Genomic DNA, 13,871 nt, shown 5'->3' on the forward strand with positions numbered 1-13,871 from the left:
GCAGTAACGAAGCGGGCGGAGCGGAAGCGGCGTTTCAGCTCGCCATTTCCTTGTGGCGGCGGGCAATGGCGTTGAGCCTGCTCGCCGGACGGGCAGGCCGGGGCAAGGCCAGCTTGTCCAGGACCTCCAGAGCACAGGCGTGTTCGTTGAAGGTGTAGAGGTGGATTCCCGGCGCCCCGGCGTCCAGGGCGGCGTTGGCCAGGTCCACTGTTGCCCGGACGCCGATCAGCCGGCGTTCGACGTCAGTGTCCGCAGCAGCCAGGCGCGCCATCAGTTCCGGAGAGGGTTCGACGCCGGTCAGCTCACCCAGGCGGTTCAGCCTGCGCACGCTGGTCAGCGGCATCACACCCGGGATGATGGGGATGGTAACCCCCGCCCGGCGTGCCCTGGTGATGAGGTCGGCGTATTGCTCGGTCTGGAAGAACACCTGCGTGATGGCGAAGTCCGCACCGGAGCGCTGCTTGGCCAGCAGCACCTCGACGTCGTGGGCCTCGGTAGGTGACTCCGGGTGCCTGGTGGGGTAGGCTGCCACGCCGACCGCCACCTTGCCCGCGCACAGCAGGGCCGAACGGCGCTGCTCCACGCGGCGGATCAGTTCGATGAGGTCCTGGGCATAGCGCAGGGAACCGTTCGCCGGTGCTCCGCCGTCCTTGGGCTGGTCACCGCGAAGGGCCAGGATACCGCGGACGCCGACGTCAAGCAGCTCACCGATGATGCCGGACAATTCCTCGGGCGTGTTGCCCACGCAGGTCAGGTGGGCCAGCGGACGGAGCGTGGTCTCCAGCAGCAGCCGGTTAATGAGTTCGACGGCGGTGTCCCGGTTGGAGCCGCTGGCCCCGTACGTCACGGAAACGTAGTCCGGGTCCGTGGCCTCCAGCTCGCCGATGGTGGTCCAGAGCGATTCGGCGGCAGCCGGGGAACGCGGCGGGAACAGCTCATAGGAAAGCGCCACCGGAGCGGCGTCGGAGAGAGTCGGGTGTGTGTCAATAAGGCTAGGTGGAGACATTTGCGTCCTTGGCTTTGGGCCATTGCCGGCAGCTGCGCCGCAGTCCATGGGACTGTGTAAACGCCGAACCGTCAATGAATTTGAGTTTGGGAACACGGAGTGAACTTCGGCAGGGCGCAGCCGCGACTGTTACGCCTGACAAGAAGTTGTCCGTGAGCAAATGTCAGGCCCACATGGGGGCACCCACACCCTCCTGGCGGAGGATCGCTGACACGTTACCTCGGTAACTTGTATAAGACTCTAGGGCCCGGCTCCGCGGCGTTCAAGCTGGCCACCGAATTAAGACGCACCTTTACGCTCTGTTGCGTCGGCGGACAGAATATTGTTCGCCCGGAGGCCCCGCTTTCACCATCCGGTGTCCGTCAGTTCCGCCGCCTCGCCGCCTGCCGCGCCTTTCGGAGCCGCCGCTTCCCCCACCAGACTGCTGCGGCCATGAGACCCAGGACGTCGGCGAATCCCAGGATCGCCTCCCACGGCAGCTCGATCTCGCCGCTGTTGAGGTTGTTGAAAAATGACCCCAGCGGAGTGAGCAACGGCCACAGGACCAAGACGTTCCGGACCAGGGCAAAGGCGACTGCGTACACCACGCCGAGCCCGAACAGGAAGGCCATTCCTTCCCCGCCCATCCCGTAGCCAACGTGGTACAGGGTGTACAGGCCTGCTGCCAGCGCGATGCCGGGGATTCTGCCCAGGCTCGCGCAAAGGCGCGTTTGCACGAAACCACGGAAGAAGACCGTTTCGAAGGCGCCGACGGTCAGCGACATCACGAGCAGTGGAACCCAGTCCGCGGGGGCCGGCAAGGTATAGCCCATGAGCGTGATCGAGAACTGGATTGCGGCCAGGACAAGGCCCAACGCGGCAGCCTCTTTCCAGTTCCCCAGCCACAGGCCCAGGTCGGACAAAGGCCGTCCCCGTTGGACCGTGTAGAACACCGGCCCGGCGACGCCCAGGACAAGTCCGGCGCCGAAGCACAGGAAGAGGCCAAGGACATTGGCAGGGGTGAACACCGTGAAGGCAAGGCGGAAGAGCACGACGACAGCGACGTACAGCGCCGCTACGACAGCCAGGTCACGTTTATCAACTCTCCGTCGGTTGCCCTGCCCCCGAATTTTGGGACCTGACAGGATGGCAAGCAGGAGACCTGACGCGGGGATGACGACGCCGTACACAGTCAGGTCCAGGACCGCCAGCGACAGCATCGCCGCAACAAGCCAGAATGCCCAGATCCAGTTGAGCCGGCCTTCAGTTCCTGCCATCCTCATGTCGAGCCGCCGCTCTATCCTTCGGCCTCCCCTGTAATCAGCTTGGGATGCGTCGAGGCGGGCCGCTAGGGTATTTTGCCCCGTGACCGTCCGGACCCGCAGCGGCGGATCGGCAGGGCCTGTCACCAGGGCTTGTCGGTGCCAAGCTCGGCGTCGGCGTTGTTCAGGTACTCATCCCGTTGCATGCCGCCGTTCCGTTCCCGCTGCGCGGACTTGGCTGACTCCTCCAGCTTGTCGAGCTGGCTCTGCTGCGATTCCGGATCGGACTGCGGCTGTTGACCGCCGTCTTTGCCCGGTTTGGCATCAGCCCCGCCGTTTCCGAACTGCTCCGCCTTGGACTGGAGCCGTCCTTCGGCTTCCCGGAGGCGTTCGCCCTCGCCGTCCGCCCCGCTGGGGCCGTCCCGGCTGTCTTCCGGGCTGAAGCACCCCGGCGGAGCGGCCCTGACCGCAGCGAGGGCGTCGTCGTACAGCCCGGCTGCTTCGGCGGCGGAGGCCGGGGGGTTCCCGGATGCCGCAGCTTCCGCTGCCTCGTCGGCCAGCCGTTCGATGCTCAGGACCAGGTTGACGCGCACCTTGCACTCGTCGGCCGGCGCGGCGTCAGCGAGCGATGCCTCAAAGAGGGACCGGGCGCCTGCGTAGTCCCCGGCGAGGACCAGCGCGTCGGCGGCGGCAAAGGGCGCTTTGTGCCGTTCCACGATGTTGGCCACACCCAGGCCGTACGCCGCTGAATGCAGGGCAGCCTGATCGCCCCGGGTGAACGAGCCGGCCGCCTCGCCGCCCAGGTAGCCGACGCTCAGCAGCTTGACGGCGAGCGCGACGGCAAGGAGGACGGGCGCTGCAGACATCAGCAGCAATCGTCGTCGCCGCTGCCTGTGCCCGGCGGGCACGGGTGGCAGAGCCGATTGCCGGCTCATGAGCGGGCCTCCGTCTTTCCGGGACGGAGCTGCCTCAGCCGGCGGAGCACCCGCAGGCTTTCCCACAGCGCAAGGACGAATGCGGCCAGTGCAGGTGCCCAGTACAGTTCCGTCCTTCCCTCCAGTGAGTCGGACGTTTCCTTGAGCGCTCCCGGTTTGGCCGCCTGCAGCATCGGGGCCACTTCATCCCCGGCCGCGCGGTGGACGTAGGGCACGCCGAGTTGCTCCGCGATCCCGCGCAGCGTGTCCTCGTCGATTCGGGACACGGCATCGCCGGCGCTTCCGCCGCTGCGGTCCTGGATGTATACAGCCGCTTCTTCGGACGAATAGCTGGATTTCTCCTTCATGCGCCCGCCTTGCGCCGTGCCGTAACCGAGAACGGCACCGCCGCTGACCAGCGAAGCATCCAGCCGCATGGACTCAGGCGCCTTGCCGCTGGTCTGCTCGCCGTCGCCGAGGTAGTAAACAATCCGTGCCCGCTCGGGATGGCTGTCCCTGGCTGCCCTCAGCCGGTCGTTGAGCACAGTCCTGGCCACGCTCACGCTGCTGCCCGTCGAATACTGGGTGATCTGGGGTTCCAGCACACCGGTCAGTGTGTCCAGGGCCGATGTGTCCGTAGTCAGTGGCATCCGGACCACCGCCCGGGAGTCGAACGTAATCAGGGAAAACCTCGCCCCGGCCAGCTCCCCGGCGATGGCCATGATGTCCTTGCGGACGCCTTCCAGCCTGGGACTGCCGTTTCCGTAGTCCTCGGCCGCGATGCTGCTGGTGGTATCCACGACGAAGAACACGTTTAAGTCGGCAGTGGCCTCACGGACGCTGCCGCCCGGCACACCCGGCCGGAGCGCCGCCAGCAGGAGCAGGAGCACGAGAGCGGCCGGCACCAGCCGGACCCCGGGTTCAGCGCCGCGGCCCCGGCTTCGCACGGCCGTCCACCCTAGGAAACCGAGGGCGGCAAGCGCGACCGGAAGCATAATCCACCACGGCCAGACGGGATGCAAGGTCATGATCTCAGCCGCCACATCGCGCCCGCCAGCACCAGTCCGGACACCAAAGCCACGCCCAGCGGGATTTCGGCGCGGTCCGCAACGGCAGCCTGAGGGGCGGCTTTGAAGGCGGTGGCCTCTGTGGACTCCACCTTGCGGAGGATGTCGGGTACCGCGTCCGGGCTGTCCAGCGGGTAGTACGCGCCGCCTGTTCCTTCCGCGGCCGACCGCAGCTGGGCCCCTGGTTGTTCGGAGTCTGTGCCGTAGTCGAAATCCCCGGGGTTGAGGGCAAAGACGCGGACGTCCCTGGTCCTGGCCAGCGCCGCAGCTTCCTGCAGGGTGAAAATGGGTTCGCCCGAGATGAAGTTATCCGTGGCCAGGATGACCGACCGGGACCGTTCCTCCGTGCCGCCAGTGCCAGTGCCGCCAATGCCAGTGCCGCCGCTTCCCGTGTGGGATCCGGCGGCGGTTGCGGGGAAGCCCTGCACGCAGGAGGCCAATCCGTCCCCGATCAGCGAGGAGCCTGCGCCGTTCCAGGTGCCGTCCAGGAAGCCGGCACTGCCGGGCGCGCCGTCAAACGCCTCCCGGGCCGCTTCAAGCTGTTCCTGCACGAAGTCGTAGTCGTCCGTCAGCGGAAAGACCTGCACGGCGCTGCTGTCGAAGACCGTCAGCCCCAGCCGTTCGCCGTCGAACCCCCGGGCCAGCCGGGCAAAGACGTCCACCACCGCCGCATCAGCGCTGCTCATGGATCCGGAGGCATCGAGGCACAGGATGATGTCGCGGTTGCGCAGCTCGGGGCTGACGGTGGTTCGTTCGGCGGGCCGGGCTGCTGCCACCACGGACGCTGCCATCAGGACCGCCCCGGCGACGGCGGCCACGGTAAGCCAGCGGCGGTGCTGCCGCACCGCAGCCTGGTACTCCGGCAGTGCGGTGAGTCGCTGGCTGTGGGCCACGGGCAGACGGGAAGCGTCGTCGCCCCGCGCCCGTTTCCGGGCCACCCAGTAAGTTCCCGCGCCCAGGAGAACGGCGGCCGGAATCATCCACCAGAAGATCAGTTCCATGTCCGGACCACCTCCCGGGCCGTTTCCGCAGCAAGGGCGACAGCGTCGCAGGGCTCAGTGTCGCAGGGCTGAGGGTCGCAGGGCTCAGTGCCCCGGAGTTCAGAGTTCCGGGGTTCAGAGTTCCGGGGTTCAGAGTCGCGCGGTTCAGTGCCGAACTCGGCCGGGTAGAAGCTGCCAACGGCACGGGCGGCTGCCGGAATGCCCTGCTCGTGGAGCTCGGCCAGGGTCATCCGCGGTGCGTCGATCCCGGCGATGTCGCGGACAAAACTCCTGATCAGCAGGCTGAGTTCCTGGTGCGAACCCCGTGAGGTCAACCGGCCGGCCGCGGCGTCGGCCGCCACGGCATCGATCCGGCGCAGGTAGTCCCGCTTCAGGCTGGACGGATCCGACGACGGTCCGGCCGGAGCTGCGGGCAGGGGTTCCTTCCGCTGCCGGGTGCTTAGGAAGATGTAGGACAGCCAGGCGGCGATGAGCAGCAGCAAGCCCAGGCCGGCCCACGGCAACCAGGCGCTGTACTCCAGCGGTGCGTAGAAGCCGGCGTCACCTGCCACGGCGGTGCCGTTCCAGCAGGGTGAAGACCGCGGGCATCACATCATGGCTGCTGCCCGCGTGGACGTGGGCGATGCCCAGCCGCCGCAGCGCGGCCTCCCGCGCCGCGTCGCGCTGCTCCTGCGCCGCGGCATAGGCTCGCGCGACGGCCCCGGATGCTGCGAGGCGGCCGGGAAGGAAGCCGGAATCCGCAACGTCGTAGCGGTCGCCGGGCCGGGCCGCGGCTGACAGTGTCCCGGCCGGGTCGGGCCCGGCCAGCTGCGCGTCGCGGACGGTCAGCCAGAGGACCTCGTGCTGGGCGCGCAAACGGCGCAGCAGCCGCTCCATTCCGGCATCCGGCACCAGTTCGTCGGCCACGACGAAGAGCAGCATGCGCTGGCTGAAGTTGCGTGCCACATAGGAGAGCTGTTCGCCGATGCCGCTGCGGGGCGAAGTTAAGCCGGTGCGGTCGTTGACTTCACGCAGGAGCCGTTCCAGGTGCGCTTCGCCCGCCTTTGCGGGCAAGGACCGCGACGCCGTCCCGTCGCCGCACACGAGTCCCACCGCGTCGCCGTGGCGGTGGGCCAGGTAGCCCACAACGCCCAGGGCCATCACGGCAATGTCCTTCTTTTCTTCTCCCCCGAGCGACGCAGCCGCCATGTTGCGTCCGGTGTCGGTGACCAGCAGCACGGTCTGCCGCCTCACGGCAACGTAGCGCTTGATGAGCGGGGAACCGTGCCGGGCGGAGGCTTTCCAGTCGATGTCGCGGACTTCGTCCCCGGGGATGTAGGCCCGGAGGTCGTCAAAGTCCAGGCTGCGGCCCTTGAAGACGGAACCGTATTCGCCGTCGAGCATTCCCCGGGCCTTGCGGTGGGCGAAGATGGACATCTTCGATTTCACCCGGTTCAGGAGGCTGGACATGCCCGCGCTCAGGGAGTCTGGACGGATGCCACAACGGCATCGATGACTGCCTCGACCGGAACCTGTTCCGCCACCGCTTCGAAACCGAGGATGATCCGGTGTCTGAACACGCGGTGGGCCAGCGCCTTCACGTCCTCGGGAATGACATGGTCCCGGCCGTTGAGGAGCGCAACCGCTCGTGCGGCCTGGCTGAAGGCGATGCTGGCACGCGGGCTGGCCCCGAACTCGATGAAGCCTGCCAGGCGGGCGTCGATGTACTGCGCGGCATTCCGGGTGACAAACACCAGGCCCACGATGTACCTGACAATCGCAGGATCGATGTAGACACGCTTAACCAGGTCCTGAACCTCCGTGACCGCCTCCAGGGACGCGGCGGCGGCGGGGCGCTGTTCGTCGGTGAAGACGCCGGAATCGATCCTGCGGATGATCTCAGCCTCTTCGGCGGGCGTCGGATAGTCCAGGACGTCTTTGAGCATAAAGCGGTCCATCTGCGCCTCGGGCAGCAGGTACGTGCCCTCCTGCTCGATGGGGTTCTGCGTCGCCAGCACCAGGAACGGGGTGGGCAGCCGGTGCACTACTCCCCCGATGGACGTCTGCCTCTCCTGCATCGCTTCGAGCATGGCGCTCTGCGTTTTCGCACTGGAACGGTTGATCTCATCCAGGAGCACGATGTTCGCATGGACCGGTCCCAGCTGCGTGACGAACGTGCCCTTGGCGGCGTCGTAGATCTGCGTTCCCACGATGTCGCTGGGCAGCAGGTCCGGGGTGCACTGAATCCGCCGGAATTCCGCACTGACGGCCTCCGCAACGGTCTGCGCGGCGGTGGTCTTCGCCAGGCCGGGGACGCTCTCGAGCAGGATGTGGCCGCCGGTCATGAGCCCGACCAGCAGCGATTCCCGCAGCCGCGCCTGCCCCACCACCTTCGCGTCGAAGCTGCGCGAGATGCCGGCCATGACCTGCTGCGCCCGGGCCAGTTCCGCCGCTTCGATCCGGACTGCGGCCGTCGTCTGAAGCACTCGAAATCCCCCTGGTTGCTGTATCTGGCCGGCGGCTGCTGCTGCCGGATTTGCCGGCGGTCATAACGCGCCCGCCACGGGCCATCCTATCCAAGCCGTCGTCCGAAGATTCCACAATGGGGAGCCCTCCCCATGCGGGCCGTGCAGGACTATCCTGATGGCATGATTCAGCTTCCAGCCAGTTACCAGGAGTATCTCGCCGGCAAGAGCGAGAGTTTCATCAACACCGTCCGGCCGATCCTCATGCAGTCGGCGGCGGAGAAGTTGCATGGCGTCCGAGTCGTGACGCATCCCCATGACCACCAGGCCCATCTGGATGACACGATCCCGTTCGGAACGGTTGTCGAAGACATCGACTGACGGCGGCCTCAGCCCTTCACCGCCCCGGACAGAGCAAAGGATCCGCCGGCCCCCCGCGCCACGAGTACGTAGAGGACCAGGACCGGAACCGAATAAAGGATCGAGAAGGCGGCCAGCTGGCCGTAGGCAATCGCGCCGTGCTGTCCGAAGAAGCTGAAGATTGAAACCGATGCGGGCTGCTTCGACGGCGACAACAGCAGGATGAAGGGCACAAAGAAGTTGCCCCAGGTCTGGATGAAAACGAAGATGAACACCACCCCGAGGCCCTGGCGCATGAGCGGCAGCACCACCGCACGCAGGGCCGTGAGTCCGGAAGCGCCGTCCACCCAGGCTGCTTCCTCCAGCGAAACGGGAACCGCGTCCATGAAGTTCTTGGTCATCCAGATGGCCATGGGCAGCGCCGTTGCTGCCATGAAGAGCACCGTGGCCGGCAGGGAATCAAGCAGCCGCAACTGGACGAACAGGCCGTAGACGGGCACCATGATGGCGGTTATTGGCAGGCAGGTTCCGCACAGGATCGAATACATGAACGGCCGGTTGAACCTCGACTGGAAACGGGACAGCGGGTAGGCGGCAAGTACGGCGGCTGCCACGGTCGCCGTCGCCGTCCCGCCCGAGAGCAACAGGCTGTTCCACAGCGGCCCGAGCAACAGCTCAGGGGTGAGGACGGCTGAATAGTTTGTTAGCGAGGGGCTGGCCGGAAGCCGGGTCTCGTACCCCGCCTCCGTGTCCAGCGAACCAAACACCAGCCACAGCAGCGGCAGGAGGAAGCAGGCGCCGATCAGCAGCAGCGCCGCATCTGCGGGACCCCGTGCCCGGCGTCCTCCCGCCGACGTCGCGTCGCCGTGCCGGGCACGCCGCGATGCTTCGTCGAGAGACTGCCGGCCCGCCGTCGTCATCGTTTGTCCTTGAGCAGCCGGACGTAGGCAATGCCGAACACCAGGCCGAGCACAATGAGCACCGAGGCAATGGCGGTGCCGTAGCCAATGTCGCCAAACTTGAAGGCCTCCTGGTAGGCAAGGACCGGCAAGGTGGTGCTGGCGTTGGATGGTCCGCCGGCCGTCATCACCCAGATCAGCGTGAAGACTGCCAGGGTCTGCAGCGTCACCAGCATCAGGTTGGTGGCGATGCTTGACCTGATCAGCGGCAGGGTGATGAAGACCAGCCGCTGCCAGCCTGCGGCTCCGTCCATGAGCGCGGCTTCGGAGATGTCCTGCGGCACGTCGGCGAGGGCCGCCCGGTACACCAGCATGGAGAACGCGGTGCCGCGCCAGATGTTCGCCAGCACCACGGCCATCATGGGGTAGGCGTAGAGCCAGTCTGCCCCCGCCACGCCCGCCCCGCCAAGCAACTGGTTCAACGTCCCGTCCTTGCTGAAATACGCGTAGGCGGCGAAGGCGGCGACAATCTCGGGGAGCACCCAGGCCGCCACCACGGCAGTACCCACCACAGCGGAGACGGGCTTCCGGGCGCGTGTCATCAGGCCGGCGATCAGAAGTCCCAGCAGGTTCTGGCCCACCACCGCGGATGCCACGACAAAGACAATTGTCAGGACCACTGAGACCGGGAACGCTGAGTCGCTGAGCAGCCGCGCGTAATTCTCGACGCCGATCCAGGCCGGGTTCCTGGCGGAGCGGCCGGTGAGGGCCGCGTTGGTGAAGGAGGCGTGGAATGACCACAGGACCGGGGCCGCCAGGAAAAGGAGGATCAGCAGGACTGACGGCACAACCGGCAGCAGCCGGAGCTGCCGCCGGACCGTTTTTCGTTCACCCATGCGTTATTTCTGCACGACCTTGGCGTCACCCACCTGGTCCCTCACGGTCTGGTCGTACTGCGCGGCTGCCTCCTCCGGCGAGAGGGAACCGGTGATCACGGCTTCCGTGGCAACCTGTACTGCGACGGAGATCCGCGGATAGTCCGCTGTGGCGGGGCGGTAATGGGTGACGGAGACGAGCTCGGATACATCCTTGACGAACGGGTTGGCCGCCAGGTACTCGGGTTCGGCCGCGACGTCCGTCCGGACCGCGATCTGGGAACCGGACACGGTGAACGCCAGTGAGTTTTTCTTGCTCAGGGCCTCGGTCAGGAACTTGAACGCCAGCTCGGGGTTCTTTGAGTCCGCCCCGACGGCCAGCGTCCAGCCGCCGGACATGCTGACGCCGCCCGGTTCCTGGCCCCGCTGGGTGGGAAACTTCGCCACGCCCATGTCCTCCCCGTAGCCGGCCCATTCGTAGTTGCCGCCCTTCTGCCAGAATGACGGCGTGTAGGAACCCTCCACGGTTGCCCCCATTTTGCCCTGAGGCAACCATTCTCCGAAAACCTTCTTCCAGACGTTGGCGTCCAGCGCCTCGGCGGGCGTGACGGCGAGTCCTTCGTCGTAGAGGGTCTTCAGGAACGTCAGGGAATCCTTGAACCCTTGCGAGCCAATCACCCACTTCTTCTCCTGCTGGTCATACAGTTCGCTGTCCGTGCCATAGAGCAGTTCGTAGAAACTCTGCATCACCGTGCCCTCACCGGTGGCCTTGCCGGCATACATGTGGAACGGGACCAGCGACGGGTCCGCGGCCTTCATCTTGCGGGCGGCGTCGAGGATTTCGTCCCAGCTCCGGGGTTGCCACGGAACGGCAATGCCTGCCTTCTGCAGTACTTTCTTGTTGTACCAGATGGCGCGCGTGTCAGTGCCGAGGGGCACCGCGTAGATGCCGCCGTCGTCCCCGGTGCCGGCAGCCTTGGCGGCCTCGTTGTACAGCTTCCAGTCGTCCCATTTTTCGAGGTAACTGTCCAGTTTCAGGAGGTACCCGGCGTCGACGTCGGACCGTACTTTGAACGTATCCTCGTAAAAGACGTCGGGGGCTGTCTCCGGCGACCTCAGGGCCAGCGCCAGCTTGGTGCCGTAGTCGTCGTCGTTGGCCTCCATGGGTTGCAACTCCACCGTGGTGCCTTGGTTGGCGGCTTCGAAGTCCTTCTTGGCGTCCTGGAACAGGGTGTCAAGGGCAGTGAATGAATCGGTCTTTTGGTAGACGATCTTCAGCGTCCGGTTTTCGGCAGCGGGCTGTTCCGCGGAACAGGCTGTTGTCGCCAGCAGCGCTGCCGCCGACAACAGCGCTGCAAGGATTTTGGCAGGGCGGTGCATGACGCTCCATTCTTCGAGCGGCTGCAGCCCCCAATGTCCTCCAGCTGGCCCCAGCCTTGGCCGATATGCAATTTCAGGTTAGTGCTTCCCGCTGACAATGCGGCGGGACGCGGCTTCAGCCTTCCAGCAGCAGCCGCTGGGCGCGCGGCGCCAACGTATGCTCGAGCACCAGGCAGGCAGCTCCGATGGCACCCACGTCCTCCCCCACGCCGGTTCCAACAACTTCTACGTCATGGATCTGGCGGGCCGCACTGTTCTCCGCCAGCAGCTGGGGAACGCGGTCCAGGTACCTCCGTGAGAGGAGCGTCCAGAAGGGGCCGCCGAAGACCACCCTCTCGACGTCGAGGGTATTGGTGACCACGGCCACCGCCCGCGCCACCAGCACGGCGGAGTGGTCAAGGATCTCCCCCGCCTTACTGTTGCCGGCGTCGGCTTCCCCGCTGAGTCTCGCGAAGCTTTCCTGGATATCCAGGGCTCCGGAAGGATGGCGGACAACGTCAAGTACGCCGGCGGCTTCGGCCTGCGCCACGAGGACCTGCGGGATGGCGCTTGATTTCACGCATCCCCGCAGCCCGCAGTCGCAGGGCGGACCGTCCGGGTCCACGATGATGTGCCCGATCTCGCCGGCGTTGCCCGAGGTTCCGCGGACCACCTCGTCGTTCAGGACGATGCCGCAGCCGATGCCGGTGCCCATGTACATAAAGACAAAACTTCCGGAGCCGCTCGGACCGCCCGCCCAGGTTTCCGCGACCGCGGCGCTGGTGACGTCCTTGTCCACCAGGGTGGACAGCCCGGTGGCCTCCGCAAGAGCGTCACGCAGCGGCACACGGTCCCAGCCGAGCAGGAGGGGCGGATCAACAACGGTGCCCTCATCCAGGTTGATAGGGCCGGGGGCGGCCACGCCAAGTCCGGCAATCTTGTCCGGGTCCACTCCGGAGGCTGCCACGAGGTCCTTGATTTCGGCGGCAATGGTGGCGATGATTCCGTCGGGGTCACTGGCGCCGGGCGTATTAATCCGTGAGTGCCGGACAACGGACCCCACGAGGTCAAGGACAACGAACGTGGTGACGGCGGGATCCAGATGCACGCCAACCGCGTACATTCCGGCCGGGTTGAGCCTGAGGATGGTGCGGGGCTTGCCTGGCCCGCTCCCTTCCTTCCCGGCTTCGACTATGAGGTTTTGGTCGAGCAGCCGGCGCGAGATGTTGGAGATGGTCTGAGGGGAAAGCCCGACGATCTGGGCGAGTTCCACCCGGCTGAGTCCCCCCGAAGAACGCCTGATGGCGTCCAGAATCACCGTGAGATTGAAGTCCCCCATTCGGGGCAAATTTGTTCCGCGCCTCGGCGATGGCGTGCGGATCTCAGTCACGGATTCCCCTAAACATCTTCGGTTATGCACTGCTGATGGTTGAATCGTACGTTACCTGCGGGTTCGGCGGTACGCCCACACGCGGACTTAAGGCACGGCACGTTCGCTGCGTCCGGTGCTGACCGCAACCGTGAACTTGGCGTTCCTGCCCGCGACGCGGGTGGGACCGACAAAGCGTTCCAGGGCCGGAAGATACTGCAGGTGGCTGTTGTACACGGTCCAGAGCTCTCCGCCCGGCATCAGCACCCGCCCGGCGGCCCGGAACATCTTGATCCCCGCCCCGGCATGGACGCTGGCACCGAGATGAAAGGGCGGATTCAGCAGGATGAGGCCGGCGCTTCGGTCCGGCAGGGAGCCCATGGCATCGTCCTGGAGAACGGTGATCCGGCCGGCAAGTCCGTTGGCCTCCGCAGTGGCCCTGGCGGAGTCGACGGCGGCCGCTGACTGGTCCGTGGCCGTCACCTTCGATTCCGGATGGCTTCTGGCGTACATGGCGGCCAGGATGCCGGTCCCGCATCCGAGGTCCACCACGTTCCCGGCCGCCGGCATGTCCGGCAGGTACCTCAACAGGAACCTTGTCCCGATGTCGAGTTTGGTGCCGGCGAAGACAGCGCCCCGCGCGCAGACGGTCAGGTCAAGTTCGCTGCTGCGGTCGGCCACCGGGAAGGGTGCCGGGCCAGTGACGGTCCGTGCGTCCCGGGCGATCAGGATCCTGGATTTCTGCCGGGCAAGCTGGGGCTGGACGTCGGCGAAGTGCCGTTGCAGCACGGTGTTCATTCCCAGGCTCATGTGCTTGACCCGGCCGCCCGCAAGCAGGACTGTGTGCGGCGCCGCGTAGCGGGCTACGGCATCGGCTGCTTCCTCCAGTTCCGCGAGGGTTTTGGGCAGCTGCAGCAGCACCACGTCGACGTCGTCGAACAGGGCTGCACCGAGCGGCAGCTGGGCAAACCCGGAGTCGATCTTGAGGACTGCGGCGTTATTGCGGAGTGCGCGCTCCCCCGTGATGAGGTCCTGGTGGACCTTCACGTTCCGGACCCCGTAGGCGGCAAGTGCCCCCAGCGTTAGGGCCCCGTAGCGGTCCCCGATGACCGCTATGCGGCTGTCCGGTGTCAGCAGTTCGGACGCCGTTTCGAGGAGGAGCTTGTCGGTAGCATCCCAGGCCTGAAGGTTGGGGGCTTCAACATCCGGGAAGCGGCGCAGGCCGGAGAGGATGATGTCCAAGCTGTTGTCCGCCACGCGCAAGCTGCCGCCTTCTTTGTCCATGTCATTTCGCTGACCGTAAAGGGTCCTCGGGCGAAAAGTTACCCAGCAAACC

General features: G+C 66.3%; 14 protein-coding genes. 1 reads left to right on the plus strand and 13 read right to left on the minus strand.

Annotated elements, in window-relative coordinates:
• Window positions 1–34: 34 nt before the first annotated feature.
• The 8 genes from WMN78_RS18425 to WMN78_RS18460 form a co-directional block, all read right to left on the minus strand.
• Window positions 35–1,006 (minus strand): methylenetetrahydrofolate reductase, encoded by a 972-nt coding sequence (locus WMN78_RS18425; protein WP_340535183.1) that lies wholly within the window; start codon window positions 1,004–1,006, stop codon window positions 35–37.
• 362 nt (window positions 1,007–1,368) lie between these two features.
• Window positions 1,369–2,262: a CPBP family intramembrane glutamic endopeptidase gene (locus tag WMN78_RS18430; RefSeq protein ID WP_340535184.1), complete on the minus strand. Its 894-nt coding sequence runs from the start codon at window positions 2,260–2,262 to the stop codon at window positions 1,369–1,371.
• Window positions 2,263–2,390: 128 nt separating this feature from the next.
• The gene (locus WMN78_RS18435; protein WP_340535185.1) at window positions 2,391–3,113 is read right to left on the minus strand and encodes a hypothetical protein; all 723 of its coding nucleotides are present in this window, start codon (window positions 3,111–3,113) and stop codon (window positions 2,391–2,393) included.
• A 65-nt stretch (window positions 3,114–3,178) separates the two neighbouring features.
• Window positions 3,179–4,189: a vWA domain-containing protein gene (locus WMN78_RS18440; RefSeq protein ID WP_340535186.1), complete on the minus strand. Its 1,011-nt coding sequence runs from the start codon at window positions 4,187–4,189 to the stop codon at window positions 3,179–3,181.
• Window positions 4,186–5,229, minus strand: a complete 1,044-nt coding sequence (locus WMN78_RS18445) for a vWA domain-containing protein (protein ID WP_340535187.1) — start codon at window positions 5,227–5,229, stop codon at window positions 4,186–4,188. Before WMN78_RS18445 ends, WMN78_RS18440 begins: the two co-directional genes overlap by 4 nt.
• Window positions 5,220–5,780 carry a hypothetical protein gene (locus tag WMN78_RS18450; RefSeq protein WP_340535188.1) on the minus strand — a complete coding sequence of 187 codons (561 nt, stop codon included), beginning with the start codon at window positions 5,778–5,780 and terminating at the stop codon, window positions 5,220–5,222. The genes WMN78_RS18445 and WMN78_RS18450 overlap by 10 nt, the downstream gene beginning before the upstream one ends.
• The gene (locus WMN78_RS18455; protein ID WP_340535190.1) at window positions 5,770–6,678 is read right to left on the minus strand and encodes a DUF58 domain-containing protein; all 909 of its coding nucleotides are present in this window, start codon (window positions 6,676–6,678) and stop codon (window positions 5,770–5,772) included. The genes WMN78_RS18450 and WMN78_RS18455 overlap by 11 nt, the downstream gene beginning before the upstream one ends.
• Window positions 6,679–6,686: 8 nt before the next feature.
• Entirely contained in the window at window positions 6,687–7,694 is a 1,008-nt protein-coding gene (locus tag WMN78_RS18460) for a MoxR family ATPase (RefSeq protein WP_340535192.1), read from the minus strand.
• Between the two features lie 162 nt (window positions 7,695–7,856).
• On the opposite strand from WMN78_RS18460, the gene WMN78_RS18465 reads away from it, so the two are divergent.
• On the plus strand, window positions 7,857–8,054 hold the full coding sequence (locus tag WMN78_RS18465; protein ID WP_340535194.1) for a hypothetical protein: 198 nt from the start codon (window positions 7,857–7,859) through the stop codon (window positions 8,052–8,054).
• A gap of 8 nt (window positions 8,055–8,062) precedes the next feature.
• Here the strand turns inward: WMN78_RS18465 and WMN78_RS18470 are convergent, their stop codons facing one another.
• From WMN78_RS18470 to WMN78_RS18490, 5 genes are all read right to left on the minus strand, one after another.
• A complete protein-coding gene (locus tag WMN78_RS18470) occupies window positions 8,063–8,953 on the minus strand; it encodes a carbohydrate ABC transporter permease (RefSeq protein ID WP_340535195.1) in 891 nt (296 codons plus the stop codon).
• The gene (locus WMN78_RS18475; RefSeq protein ID WP_340535196.1) at window positions 8,950–9,828 is read right to left on the minus strand and encodes a sugar ABC transporter permease; all 879 of its coding nucleotides are present in this window, start codon (window positions 9,826–9,828) and stop codon (window positions 8,950–8,952) included. The genes WMN78_RS18470 and WMN78_RS18475 overlap by 4 nt, the downstream gene beginning before the upstream one ends.
• Before the next feature lie 3 nt (window positions 9,829–9,831).
• Entirely contained in the window at window positions 9,832–11,187 is a 1,356-nt protein-coding gene (locus tag WMN78_RS18480; RefSeq protein ID WP_340535197.1) for an extracellular solute-binding protein, read from the minus strand.
• Window positions 11,188–11,302: 115 nt separating this feature from the next.
• Complete coding sequence (locus WMN78_RS18485) at window positions 11,303–12,505, minus strand: ROK family transcriptional regulator (protein ID WP_340535198.1); 1,203 nt, start codon at window positions 12,503–12,505, stop codon at window positions 11,303–11,305.
• A gap of 138 nt (window positions 12,506–12,643) precedes the next feature.
• Entirely contained in the window at window positions 12,644–13,819 is a 1,176-nt protein-coding gene (locus tag WMN78_RS18490) for a class I SAM-dependent methyltransferase (protein ID WP_340535199.1), read from the minus strand.
• Window positions 13,820–13,871 lie beyond the last annotated feature (52 nt).

The sequence above is a fragment of the Arthrobacter oryzae genome, from assembly GCF_037911235.1.
Taxonomy (GTDB): Bacteria; Actinomycetota; Actinomycetes; order Actinomycetales; family Micrococcaceae; genus Arthrobacter; species Arthrobacter oryzae_E.